This is a genomic window from Corynebacterium camporealensis, assembly GCF_000980815.1.
GTDB lineage: Bacteria > Actinomycetota > Actinomycetes > Mycobacteriales > Mycobacteriaceae > Corynebacterium > Corynebacterium camporealense.
This window is the reverse complement of sequence record NZ_CP011311.1, coordinates 521,354-534,387: the sequence shown is the minus strand read 5'-3', so window position 1 is coordinate 534,387 and position 13,034 is coordinate 521,354. Positions and strand designations below refer to the sequence as shown.

The 13,034-nt window shown below is 58.2% G+C and carries 11 protein-coding genes; 4 read left to right on the top strand and 7 right to left on the bottom strand.

The window, feature by feature from the left end:
- Positions 1–63 precede the first annotated feature (63 nt).
- Positions 64–1,662 carry an amidohydrolase gene (locus UL81_RS02640; protein WP_035106774.1) on the top strand — a complete coding sequence of 533 codons (1,599 nt, stop codon included), beginning with the start codon at positions 64–66 and terminating at the stop codon, positions 1,660–1,662.
- Positions 1,663–1,675: 13 nt separating this feature from the next.
- Here the strand turns inward: UL81_RS02640 and UL81_RS02635 are convergent, their stop codons facing one another.
- From UL81_RS02635 to UL81_RS02610, 6 genes are all read right to left on the bottom strand, one after another.
- Complete coding sequence (locus tag UL81_RS02635; RefSeq protein WP_035106772.1) at positions 1,676–2,632, bottom strand: glycine betaine ABC transporter substrate-binding protein; 957 nt, start codon at positions 2,630–2,632, stop codon at positions 1,676–1,678.
- Positions 2,629–3,381 (bottom strand): ABC transporter permease, encoded by a 753-nt coding sequence (locus tag UL81_RS02630; protein ID WP_201774405.1) that lies wholly within the window; start codon positions 3,379–3,381, stop codon positions 2,629–2,631. Before UL81_RS02630 ends, UL81_RS02635 begins: the two co-directional genes overlap by 4 nt.
- Positions 3,368–4,531, bottom strand: coding sequence for an ABC transporter ATP-binding protein (locus UL81_RS02625; protein WP_035106770.1), 1,164 nt, complete (start codon positions 4,529–4,531; stop codon positions 3,368–3,370). Before UL81_RS02625 ends, UL81_RS02630 begins: the two co-directional genes overlap by 14 nt.
- Entirely contained in the window at positions 4,528–5,169 is a 642-nt protein-coding gene (locus UL81_RS02620) for an ABC transporter permease (RefSeq protein ID WP_035107030.1), read from the bottom strand. Before UL81_RS02620 ends, UL81_RS02625 begins: the two co-directional genes overlap by 4 nt.
- 212 nt (positions 5,170–5,381) lie before the next feature.
- Positions 5,382–8,633, bottom strand: a complete 3,252-nt coding sequence (locus tag UL81_RS02615) for an AAA family ATPase (protein ID WP_046453224.1) — start codon at positions 8,631–8,633, stop codon at positions 5,382–5,384.
- A 92-nt stretch (positions 8,634–8,725) separates the two neighbouring features.
- On the bottom strand, positions 8,726–9,040 hold the full coding sequence (locus UL81_RS02610; RefSeq protein ID WP_035106768.1) for a hypothetical protein: 315 nt from the start codon (positions 9,038–9,040) through the stop codon (positions 8,726–8,728).
- A gap of 454 nt (positions 9,041–9,494) precedes the next feature.
- On the opposite strand from UL81_RS02610, the gene UL81_RS02605 reads away from it, so the two are divergent.
- The gene (locus tag UL81_RS02605; protein WP_052097788.1) at positions 9,495–9,998 is read left to right on the top strand and encodes a thermonuclease family protein; all 504 of its coding nucleotides are present in this window, start codon (positions 9,495–9,497) and stop codon (positions 9,996–9,998) included.
- On the opposite strand, the gene UL81_RS02600 is transcribed toward UL81_RS02605, so the two are convergent.
- Positions 9,995–10,495, bottom strand: coding sequence for a 2'-5' RNA ligase family protein (locus UL81_RS02600; protein WP_035106766.1), 501 nt, complete (start codon positions 10,493–10,495; stop codon positions 9,995–9,997). The genes UL81_RS02605 and UL81_RS02600 overlap by 4 nt on opposite strands.
- Positions 10,496–10,645: 150 nt before the next feature.
- On the opposite strand from UL81_RS02600, the gene UL81_RS02595 reads away from it, so the two are divergent.
- Both UL81_RS02595 and UL81_RS02590 read left to right on the top strand, forming a co-directional pair.
- Entirely contained in the window at positions 10,646–11,803 is a 1,158-nt protein-coding gene (locus tag UL81_RS02595; protein ID WP_046453223.1) for an ATP-binding protein, read from the top strand.
- A gap of 52 nt (positions 11,804–11,855) precedes the next feature.
- Entirely contained in the window at positions 11,856–12,998 is a 1,143-nt protein-coding gene (locus UL81_RS02590) for an alkene reductase (RefSeq protein ID WP_081961545.1), read from the top strand.
- The last annotated feature ends 36 nt before the right edge of the window (positions 12,999–13,034 follow it).

Below are 13,034 nucleotides of genomic sequence, written 5' to 3'. Positions count from 1 at the left end.
TAGGCTGAATGCACAACTAACCCTGTGGAATTAGTCCCGCCAGCCTTTGAAAGAATGTCCGCCATGAACTTCGACCTGATTATCCGAAATGTGCATCTGCCCGAGGGCCTGCGGGATATCGCGGTGTGGGCTGGTCGTATCGTGGCGATTACCCCGCCGGGTGAGATGTCCTTGGCCACGGGGGAATACGACGCGGGCGGAGCCTGGGCTTTCCCGGGCTTTAATGATGTGCACTCGCATTCGGTCTGGTTCGGCGAGACGCTCATGGAAATCGACGTCAGCAGCGCGACGCGCTGCGCGGATGTCTACGATGCCATTTCTGCAGGCATGTCCAATGAGCACTGGGGGATTGCCTCGGGCTTTTTGCCCTCTGCGCTTTCCGATGGCCCCCTCGACATCGAGATCCTCGACCAGATTTCCGACGGCCATCCTTTGCTCATCAAGCACAACTCCGGCCATGCCATTACGGTGAACACCCAGGCACTTGAGCTCGCCGGAATTGGCGCCTACCCCACCACGACGATTCCCGGCGGCACCATCAACACCGATGCCAACGGCAAGGCCACTGGCGTGCTCGATGAGAACGCCATGCGCCCTATCAATGAGCTGCTGGAGCCCAAAAGCGAAGCTCATCTGGTCGAAGCACTTACGCGTGCCTCACAGGTCTACGCCAGCCAGGGTTTGACCTCTATTACCGATGCCGGAATCGCCGGCGGTTGGATTGGCCACAGCCCTCTCGAGCTGGCCGCCTACCAGCGCGCCCGCGAGGAGGAAGCCCTGCTGCACCGCACGCAGGTCATGATTACTTTCGACGTCCTCCACCCCGTCAATCACCACGCCGACGATCCCGCAGCCTTCACCATGGATGCGGGTCTGCGCACCGGGCTTGGCGATGACCGCCTCCAAATCGGCCCCGCCAAAATCTTTACCGACGGCTCTTTCTCTTCCGAAACCGCCGCCTTGCACGAGGACTACTGCCACTGCGCGGGCAACTCCGGCTATTTCCAGCGCGATCCTGAGCTCATGCAGGCCGAAGCCCTCCAAGCCGCGGCCGGCGGTTGGTCCCTGGCTATGCACGCACTTGGCGATGCCGCCATCGACCTCGCCCTCGACACCATCACCAAAGCCAATGCCACCTTTGGCCGTCCCCGCATCCCGCATCGCATCGAACACGGCGGCATCTGCTCCGACGAACAACTCCAGCGCATGGCCGACGAAGGAATTGCGCTTGCCACCCAACCGCGTTTCCTGCCGACCTTCGGCGATCACCAGGCACGTATCCTCGGCAAGGATCGCTACCGCATCGCTTACCCTGCTGCCCGCGTGCTCAACGCCGGTGGCATTCTGCCCGGCAGCTCCGATCGCCCAGTTGCAGATGGCCACCCACTCAAGGTCATGGAATCCTTCGTCCAGCGACTCAGCGCTACCGGCCAGTGCTACTCCCCCGATGACCGCCTGACCATCGCCCAAGCCATCGACGCCTATACCGTCGGCTCCGCCGCCGCCACCGGCTGGGCCGGCGTCAAGGGGCGTATCGAACCCGGTTACCTTGCCGACATCGTGCTGCTCGACCGCAACCTGCTTGACCAAGCACCCGACGAAATCGCCAACGCAGAAGTGCTTGCCACCATCCGCGGCGGCGAGTTCATCTTCAAAAAATAAGCATCAAGTGTGCTTAGATTTCTAGCCAGCCTTCTTCGATAAGGAAGTCGCGGGCGACTTGGGTGTAGTCTTCGCCGTCGACGTCGACGCGGGCGTTGAGTTCTTGCATGCGTTCGTCGGTGAGGACATCGTTAAGCGGTGCAAAAAGTTCTTCCAGCTGTGGGTACTCCTCGAAGACCTCGGTGCGCACGACCGGGGATAGGTTGTACTTGGGGAAGAACTCCTCCGGGTCTTCCAGCACGGTCAGGTTCAGCGCGGGGATGCGGCCGTCAGTAGCAAATACCGTACCGAAGGTGCATTCACCGTTAGCGATACCGGCGTAGACCGCGCCGCTGTCCATCTGCTTAAGTCGCTCACGTGGCGGTGTAGGAAGCCCATAGCTGTCCAGCAAGGTCATCAGGCCGTCGTTACGCGCGATTACCTCAGCATCCGCACAAAAGGTTTGCTCTTCTTCGGGGACGTTGTGGATGTCGTCGACGCTGGTGATGCCGTACTCTTCCGTGGTTTCGGCGGTCGCACCAAGAGCGTAGGTGTTGTTCATTGGCGCGGGAGGCAGCCAGGTCAGTCCGTGTTCTTTGTCGGCTTCTGCGACGGCGCGGAATTGTTCTTCTTCACCGGCTACTGGTTCGTCCTCGCCGAGATAGGTAATCCAGGCGGTACCGGTGTATTCCGGCATGACGTTGATATCCCCGGTTTCGAGTGCTTGACGAGCCGACGACGAACCCGGAATATTGGTCAAATCCTGCACATTCGCACCGGCAGACCGCAGCATGATGGCGTACATCTTGCCCAAGATGATGTGCTCGGTGAAGTTCTTCGAGCCTACGGCAAGCGTGGCGCCATCGAGATCAACGCCTTCCATTTCGCCGCGCAGTTCGCCGGTAGGGACATAACCACCCGCGGTTCCCAGGCCACAGCCGGCCAGAACACTGGAGGCGGCGATGGTCAAAGTTGCGATGAGCTTTTTCATGACAACATCCCCTTCGGGGTGAGTGCGACCTCTAAGACGCGACCAATCCACTCGACTGCGAGGGCGAGGGCGGCAATGAGCAGTGCGCCGGAAATCAGAATCGAGTTGCGATACAGCGTGATACCTGCGGTAATCAGTCCGCCGAGACCGCCGGCGTCAATAAAGGTGGCAAAGGCACCAGCGCCGACCAGCAGCACTAAGGCGGTACGGATACCAGTCATGATGACGGGCAGGGCTAGGGGCAGTTCGACTTTGAAGAGGACTTGCATCGGGGACATCGAGAGACCGCGGGAGGCTTCGACGAGGTCCGAGTCCACACCACGCAGGCCAGCAATGACGTTGGCCAGTACCGGCAAGAAAGCGTAGAACCACAGGCCCGCAATCGCGACGGTTTCGCCAAAGCCGAGCCAGATAGCCAGCAAGACGATAACACCGATGACCGGGGCGGCCTGACCAATATTGGCAATACCGACGACGATGGGGCTTAAGGACTTAGTCGCCGGACGCGTCAAAATCACGCCGAGCGGTACCGCGGTGAGAATCACCAAAATCGCAGAAATAATGACCACGTAGAGGTGTTCACCCGTCATGACCAGCACGTTATTTAATGCCAGGGTGCGGGCCTCGATGTCATCGTGAGCTGCATTCGCATTCCAGATCAGCCAACCAACAACCGCAACGATGACCAGGATCGGAATACCAATGATGAGGTAGCGATTTTCGCCTTTGAGCGCTTTAAACTTCTCCACTATCAGCCGCCTCCTCATTGAACTGGCGAATGTAGCCATTGACGGTGTCATAAGGCAGCACGCCAATGAACTTGCCGCGGCTGGTGACCAGTGCGCCGCCGTGGGCGGATGCAAGCATGGCCGACATGGCATCGGAAAGCGAGGAACGTGCACCGACCACCGAGACCAGGTCGACGTTCGGCTCCTGGATGGTATCCATGCGCTCGACCTGGCGCAGGCCGTACCACTCGTGCGGGCGGTCGTGGTCGTCCAGGATGACCACGGAATCCTCCCCTGCCTCACGCACACGCTTTGCGACTTCCGCAGCATCCTCACCAATGTAGGCCCGCGGCGGCTGAATCAGCTCCATCTCGGATACGCGACGCAGGTTCAGCTGCTTGAGTGCGGAACCGGAACCGATGAAGTCCTCCACGAAACTGTTCGCCGGGTTGGCCAGGACGTTTTCTGGGGCGTCGTACTGGCTGATCTTGGCACCTGGTTCGAAAATCAGGATGCGGTGGCCGAGCTTCATAGCCTCGTCGATGTCGTGGGTTACGCAGACGATAGTCTTGCCGAGCTCCGACTGAATAGAGACCAGCTCATCCTGCAAACGGGCGCGGGTAATCGGGTCGACCGCGCCGAAAGGCTCGTCCATGAGCACGACCGGCGGGTCGGCTGCCAGACCACGTGCCACGCCGACGCGCTGCTGCTGACCACCGGAGAGCTCACGCGGGTAGCGGTCGCGGTAAATCGACGGATCCAGACCGACCATGTCCAGCAGCTCATCAGTGCGCTTGGTGATCTTTTTCTCGTCCCACTTCTTCATCTTGGGAACGAGCGCGATGTTGTCGGCAACCGACATGTGCGGCAGCAGGCCACCGCCCTGAATTACGTAGCCGATATCGCGGCGCAGCTCCGTCGGGTTCTTCTTGGTGACGTCTTCGCCGTTGATAAGAATCTTGCCGCCACTGGGCTCGACCAGGCGGTTAATCATCTTCAGTGAAGTGGTCTTGCCACAGCCCGACGGACCGACGAAAGCGACGAGCTCGCCTGCCGGAATAGTCAGATTGAGGTTATCCACCGCCGGTTCGTCCTGACCGGGGTAAGCCTTAGTCACGCCTTCGAAGACGATCTCTGCCCCCGACTGGTTGTTCTTTTGTTCGTTGCTCATGCGGTGAGTCCCTTCGGGGTGGTGAGTTTTTGAATGCCGGCGAGAATCACGTCCACGACGAGGGCGATGATCACCACGCCGATGGTTCCCACCAGGGCAAAGTTAATAGCGTTAGCGCCACCAATCTGGCTAAGACCGGAATAGATGTATCCGCCCAAGCCCGGGCCGAGTGCGTAAGCCGCAATCGCTGCGATACCCATGGCCATCTGTGTGGAGACGCGAATACCAGTCATGATCACCGGCCATGCCAGGGGGAGCCGCACGCGGAACAAAATGGCTGCTGCGGACATGCCTTGACCTTTCGCAGATTCAATAATCGCATCGTCGACGCCCTGTAATCCCACAATCGCATTACGCAAAATAGGCAACACCGCGTAGAAGACCACAATGAATACCGAAGGCACCGTACCGATGCCGAACAAAGGAATAGCCAAACCCAAAAGCGCCAGTGCTGGCAGGGTCAATCCGATTGACGATAACGAGTTAGCCAGTGCCGCAGCTCGTGGTCGCTGTGCCACAAAGACCGCAATGACCAATGCGATCACAAAGGCAATCAGGACCGACTGCAGAACAAGGCTGGTGTGCTGATAGGCCCGGAACGCGACGTCTTGCCATCGCTGGGCGAGGAATTCTCCCATGCCTTCACCAATCAAATAAATGTATCGAAAGAAGTTTCAATTCCTCCAGGATACAAAGGCTGCGGCTTTTTCGCCCGCGTATCAGCACAAACGCACTAATTTACCCCTATCTGCCCTATCGAAAATCTTTACCAGGGACAAGCATTTGGTCTAGCCCTTTATAGTACCTGTGCTGACGTCTGGGGCATCATCGTTGCGTGGTGCAGCAACGGTTACTTCTTGGTGATCGCCTTTATGGCAGCCAACACGCCGAAGTAAATCGTCACGATGGAGACCACCATCCACAAGATGGCAACGATTCCAATGAGTGCGTCGTCGGTGTTTGTGCTAGCTCCAATTCCGATGCCGAAGAACAACAACGCACTAGCAAAAGCACTGATGCCGAACTTGTTGAAGTACTTCCTCGCTTGGCTCTTCTCCCGCTGTGCAGGATGCGCTGGCTGCGGGACCGGAACAGCCGGTTGTTGATAGGGCGCTACTTGGTGCTGCTGCAATGCAGTCTGCCGATCCACGTTGAACGGATGCGGACTATAGGGCGCGGCCTTTACTTCCTGCTTGATCGGATACATCGGGTCGCGGAGCTCTTCAGCCTTTTCGAGTAGAGCAGCGCCAAAGTCTTCATCGTAGACGTCAGCATCTAGGCCGGCCTCATCACTAGCAATGGAATCATCGCTGCCGGTGGGCCGCGCAATAGAGGCCATCACGTCTTCGTTGGTCAGAGTCGGGGTGACGGGTTCTTCAACGGTCTCCTCTTCGTTGGCGTTGTTGGCCTCGGCGACCTGCTCGGCGATCTTCTGAGCGGCCCAGGCGGTGAAGTCCTCGGTGCGCACGACGGGTTTGTTGTGGCGACGGGCCAGATCGGTCTTGCCGTCGGTGGCATCCAAGTTGTCGCTGACCAGGACGTCGCAACGCGTCTTGGTCACGGCTTGTTTGTACTCCAGGCCTAAGTCCGCACACAGAGCTTGCAGTTGCGGACCGTGGGTAAACAGGTGTCCTTCAACCACGACGGAGCCACGGAAGGCCACGCGCATGCCGGGTGTCAGCGAGGATGCCTCGATGACCTCGAGGTCGTCGTAGAGATCGTCGAAGCTGGGGGCATCGTAAGGCACGGGCTCTGGTTCACGAGGTGGCGCAGGCTCATTAGCTTCCACGGTCTGAGAAGGTACTTGCTCAGACCGCCACCAGTTCTCGAAGTCCTCCTGAGCGATAATCGGCTTGCCAAAAGCGCGGGCGTTTTGGGCTTTACGGGACATCGAGGAGATATCGCCGGCGACCAGGACGTCGCAACGGGATTTGGACACGGCCTTTTTGTACTCGAGATTGCGGGCTTCGCAGATTTCGGTCAGGCGCTCATCATCGGCAGGTCCGTCGAGTAAGTTGTTGCGGCCGGTAAACGCAACGCGGGTGCCCGGCTGCAGCAGGGTATGCACGTCCGGTCCATCGTTCAGCGGCGCGGGAATGGAGATTGGATAGTTGGTAATCGCAGCAGCACGGTTGAGGACTTCGTCGCGCATATCCTCACTCCAGCGGCCGCGGCTAATGGCCCAATCGGCGAGCAATTCGGCGCATTCTTCCACCTCAGCCACGCTTTCCGGGTGGCGTTCCGCACCCGACATCGCAGCCCAGGCATGGTCGGAATCGGTGGCGTGGGTGGCATCGAGAAGCATGCTGCTTTGCGATGCCCACCCCGGCACCCACACCGCACCCTCAGCATCCACATCTGCGGGCGGAACAACCTGGCCGCGGGTGGGATTGATGAGGCCGTTTTCGTACGCCTGCGCAAGCTGTGCGCAGCGTTCCTCAACGGTACCGCTGAGGTCAACGTCGAAGTCGTCGGCGTCGTAGCCCACGCCGAGTGCAACCTGCATGCCGCGTTCTTGGTGGCGAACGGCGCGCTCGAGCATGGCAAGCCGGTCGCCGACGACGATGCCACCTTGGGCCTGGCGCAGCAGCAGAGGCCAGAAATCGGCGAGGGAAGGTGCCATCGCTAAGCCGCCGGCAGGGATGTTGTTGACCTCGCCGAACTTACCCAGGTCAGCCATGGGGTTGATCCAGCTGCCGAAGTCCGCAACGCGCTGGCCATCCTGGTAGATGACCGCGTGAATACGCGCGATATGTTCACTGACGCGGAAGTTCACGCCGTCGAAGGAAAGGAAGACGACGCGACTATTGTCCACGCCGGTGGCGACCTCGCGGCGAACCTTGCGAACTAGTGCATTGTTGGCGCGGATGTGGCGCGGTTCGACTGGTGCGCTGAAACGCAGGTTCTCCAAGTCGACGGCACGGGAGAGCGCGACGTAGAACTGTCCGTCGGTGGTCGTGCCGCCTTTGAGGTAGATGAAGCACTTCGGGATGGTCTTGCCCTGGGCTTTGTGAATCGTAATGGCCCAGGCCAAAATCACCGGGAACTGCGTAATCGTTCCGACGACCTCGCTGCTAAGGTGACGGCCTTCCATGTTCGGTCGGCGGATTTCCCAGGTATGCAGTTGCAGGGTGACGGTCTGACCGGTGTCGTCGAGGCGGACATCGATTTCTGTGCTGGTCGCGCGAGTAATCTCGCCGAAGCTGCCATTGACGAAGCGCCCCTGCGGGTCATTAATCACCGTCATCACACGCGCCCCGACGGCGTAGTGGAGTTCATCGGTACCACTAAAGGAGCTGTCGTCGGCTTCGCCTGCGCGTATAGCGGTGTGGGTAAATTGCTCGGAATCCAGGCGATCCAACTGCGCCTGGTTGATTTCCGCAACGGTCCTCTTCCGAGAGGTCAGCGTCACCCAGTCGTTCGGGGCTTCGAAGTCCTCGTCGACGCATTCGTTGAGCAGATCCAGCGACTCCTGCCCCACTGCACCCTCGCGGACCTCGTTGAGGATATTGAGGAACGTCGGGTCCTTCTGACGCCAGACCTGGGTGAGGTTGATGTCTTCCAGCTCAAGCTCGCTGTAGCAATGCGCATCGAAGAAGAAGGGGCTGGGCCAGTGGGCATCGAAAAGCTCTTGCTCATCTTGGGTGACCACAGGCGGCAGCTGCAGCAGGTCGCCAACCAGGATGAGCTGCACCCCACCGAAGGCTTGCTGGTTGTGACGAATACGCTTGAGCGCGCGGTCCATCATGTCGAAAAGATCCGCACGCACCATGGACACCTCGTCCACGACCAGCACATCGACTTTCTTCAGCACATCCCATACCTGCGCGCTGGGCCTCCACTGGCCACCACGCTTATCGATGTCCTCCGGGAACATCCCCGGCCGGAAACCAAACGCCTTGTGGATGGTAAAGCCCTCTACGTTGAGCGCTGCCACACCCGTTGGCGCGGTAACCAGCACGTTCTTATCCCCTACCTGGTCCAGATACGTGCGCAACAAAGTCGACTTACCCGTACCCGCCTTGCCAGAAATCAGCACATTGCGACAGGAGTTCATCGCATCGAGTGCCGCAGCAAACTCTTCAGTAATCTGAATGCTCATCGAAGTAGGGGCCTTCCGATAGGGACAAGAGATAGGGACATCTTATCTAGATTCGTGCACTACGTCACAGGTTGTAGGCGGTTGACTGGGGGTTAGCTCATCGCGTCAGCGCACTGCGCAGTCCAGCCGGAAGTACCGTCCGTAAAGAACGTCGTTCCGGTCTGGTGCAATCTCGTATCACCACAGGCACGAATCGTCTTGTTCATCTCGTAGGGCTCGGTTTGACCAGGAGCCTCAGTAAAGCCAACTACCGGTTCATCGTAGAAGAGTCCATCACCCGGCATCGGATAGGTTTCCTCATAGATGGTCTCGATGACCTGGCGCCGCTCCCCTTGTGGCTCTTCATTCAGTTGCTGCGCTGCTGGTTCTTCAACCGGCTGTTGTGCTGCGGGTTCTGCTGACTGCATTTCAGAAGTTGTGGTTTCCGTACTCGACTCGGTCGACTCCACAACGGAAGAAGTACTGGATTCAGGGGCTTCCTCCGGTTCCGCAGATGACCCACATGCAGCAAGAGCACCCACGGCGAGAAGAGAAAGCAGAGATAGAGGAATCGACTTAGACATCGACGTACCTTTCGAGAGAAGAGAGCGCAGCAAGCGCTGCGTTGATTTAAAGATACGAAACGACCCGGACATCGATGTGCGCTTCTCGAACGTTTTGGCGTACGACTAATCGCCAATTTGAAAATGCGAATGGGGTAGTTCGCGGCCTGCGAATGGGGTACTTAGCCACATATCCCCAGGTAAACAATTATCTATTTTTACTACATGTGGCTAACTAAAAGATTCACAAGTAGACACACATACGTTCGCTTCGAGCGGTTTCTTTTCCTATGATCAGGAAAGACCCATTGGGAGGGACATGAAATTCTTCAAGGTGCTCGGCGGCGTGCTGGCAGTTGGTGCGGTGGTCATCGGAGGCGTGCTGCTTTATGATGCCTCCACCGACCACCCCTACACCGTCTCCTACATCGTCGATGGGGACACCCTCGATGTAGAACACCGGGGTGACACCATCCGCGTGCGTTTGCTCAACGTGGATACGCCGGAGCTCGCACGCTTTGGCAACCCGACCGAGTGCATGGCCGAGGAAGCAACCGCTTTCCTGGAAGAACTCCTCCCCATCGGTACTGAGGTTGAACTGCAATACGACGAGGAACGCACCGATCGTTACGACCGGACGTTGGCGGCAGTCTTCAAAGACGATGTCTTCGTCAATGCTGAAATCGCTGCTGCTGGTTTAGGCACTGCCCTGGTAGTGGGCGAAAATGACCGCTTCTACCCCGAGGTTGCCGATGCCGTTGCGCAAGCCGAAGCCGAAGGACTCGGCATCCATGGCGTGGATGAAAACTGCACTCCGCTCTAGTTAAACTGCCGCAGAATCTTTTCTTGTGGTCGCCAATAACAAGCGCGTTCCGCAGTGAGATAGCGCAGATGCGGTGAGGTTACTTCATCGATAGCCTTGATGTATTCCGGTACCGTTTCCCGCGGTAACCGCAGCCCCATCGTGATGTGAGGAGTCCAGCGCTCTCCCCGACCATCCGGATTCGCAGCACTTAACTGACGAGCGGTTGCTTCGAGTTCTTCATCGGCTTCCAGCAACCACGCCACAGTCTGCTTTCGCTTGGTACCGAATACGACGGTGCCCACCCGACGCAGTTGACTCGGAACCAGTGGCGGCAGCAATTCCTGAGCTAGTTCCACCACGTCCGGATCCATCTTTGGGGAGAACGTCACCGTAATGTGTGGAGTTTGCTTTTGTTCCGGCAGGCCACGTTCAGCAAGCTTGGCGAAGACCTCCCGAATCTCCGCTTCCTGCTCTTCCGGCAGGTAGAACAGGATGTTCTCGGGCGAACCTGCCATACTGCCTCCTCATTCAAAGTGGTGACACCGTCAGCGTACAAGAGCCGACAGAGTTATGTTTCGTCTCCACTCCGCGCCAAATTCACAAGCATTCACAAAATTCATAAAGTTCACAAGCGTTCATAAGGGCGCTGCCCTAAACTGTTGACTATGCAGCCAAAGAATCCGTTCAAAGCCTCGCTTGGAGTTAACCCACCCCTTCTGGTCGGCCGCGATGAAGCGATCCAAAATTTCCAGTACGCACTTGATGATGGGCCGGGAGCACATGAAAGAATCTCCCTTGTCGTCGGCCCACGAGGCATTGGCAAGACGGTCCTACTCAATCGTCTTGAAGACGTTGCTCGAGAAAACGGATGGCGCGTATTGAGTGAAACGGCAACCACCGGTTTTAGCGAGCGGCTACGTAAAGCAATCATCCAGCAGCTGAGCATCAACCGTCGCGAAATTAAGGGATTACAGCTTTCCCTCCATGGGTTCGGATTGGGCGTCGACTGGGACACCACGTCTCTAGAAAACTCTTCATACTCTTTGCGTTCAGCCCTAAAAGACCTTTTTGCTTTCCAACGTGAACAGGATCGAATCGCCGGCCAAGCGCCGACTGGTGTGCTCATCACCTTGGACGAGATGCATCACCAGCACAGCCAGGAGGTCATAGAGTTCGGAGCCACAATCCAACATCTCGTTCGCGAAGACGAAGAAATCGCTGTCGCTATGGCTGGCATCCCGTCGTCAATCAAGCCGCTCCTAGCCAGCCATGACTCCTCGGGCAATACCAACCCGGTTACGTTCCTAAGAAGAGCAGAGCGTTTGGAACTTGGGCGTGTGTCTGACGCAGATGTGAAGGCGGCACTTGAAGAGCCTCTAACCACCACGCCATTTGAATGGGAACCAGACGCTCTCGAACTAGCTGTAAAAGCTTGTCAGGGTTACCCGTTCATGATTCAACTTGTCGGTCTCTGCTGCGTGCGAGCCATCGAGAACAACCGTATTACTTACGACGCTGCCCGAAAGGGCATCGATCAGGCACGAGTAAAACTCGGTCGACTCCTGCATTACCCCGCTTTAGAAGAACTCTCTGATGTCGACCGGACGTTCCTGCTCAAGATGGCGCAGGACGATGGCCCTTCCAATACTTCTGATATTGCCCAGCGTATGCGACGAAAAGCAGCATATATTGGCAACTACCGACGTCGACTTATCGACGCTGAAATCATCGTTGAAGCGGGCCACGGCAAAGTGGATTTCGCCCTTCCCTATCTCCGTGACTTCCTGCGCGAACACGCAGCCAACCTGATTTCCGACTATTAAGGCTCAACACGTTTAGGGAATACTGCCCCACCCCGCCACTGTTGCACCGGGCATGACTGATTCTTCGCTCTTTAGCCCGCTGCGGGTGGGCCGTTATGACTTGAACAATCGCGTGACGATGGCAGCGTTGACCCGTTCGCGGGCAGGCCGTTCGGGTACGCCGACGCAGTTGCATGTGGATTACTATTCCCAGCGCGCAAGTGCGGGCCTGATTGTTACTGAGGGCACGTTTCCGGCGGTCAATACCCGTGCGTTCCCTGGCCAGGCAGGTATTGAAACGCCTGAGCACCAGGAAGGTTGGCGCAAGGTTGCCGATGCCGTCCACGCCCGCGGTGGCACCATCTTCATGCAGGTGATGCATGGCGGTCGCTTGTCCCACCCGGAGTTGTTGGATGGCCAACAGCCGGAGGCCCCGTCGGCGATTGCGTCGGGTACCGCGGTGCGTGATTGGGAGTCCCGCAAGGAGTGTCCCGTGCCCCGCGCGTTGGAGCACGATGAGATTCCGCGCGTGGTTGATCAGTTCCGCCAGGCAACCCGACGCGCGGTCGATGCCGGTATCGATGGCGTGGAAATCCACGGTGCGAATGGTTATATCCTGCACCAGTTCTTAGGCCCCACGTCGAATCACCGCACCGATGAATACGGCGGTTCGCCGGAAAATCGTGCGCGCCTGCTGGTGGAGGTCGTGCGTGCGGTCGCTGAGGAAATCGGTGGTGACCGCGTCGCGTTGCGCTTGTCCCCGCAGCACAACGTCCAGGGCGTGATTGAGGACGATGAGCAGGATGTGCAGGCGACGTATCGTGTGGTCATCGATAGCTTAAGCGAGCTGAACTTGGCCTATATCTCTTTCTTGCACGCCGAGTGCGACGGCCCGCTCATTACGGATCTCGCCACCCGTGCGCGCAGCAACGGGGTCACCAAGGTCATCGGCAATAATGGTTTCGCCGCGTACACCCAGCTTGACGATGCCACCTCCTTAGTCAATCTGTCCCACATCGATGCCGTGGCTGTAGGTCGGTTGCTCATCGCCAACCCGGACCTCGTGGAGCGCTGGCAGCAGGGTCTCGAACTCAACACGCCGGATGAGTCGACCTTCTATACTGGTGGCCAACACGGTTACACCGACTATCCATTCGCAGGACAGGTGGGTACCCCACGGAAGGTGGGTGCCCCCACCTTCCGTAAACAAACGTAACCGTCTTCACAAAAGGTCGTGACGCGGACTACACTG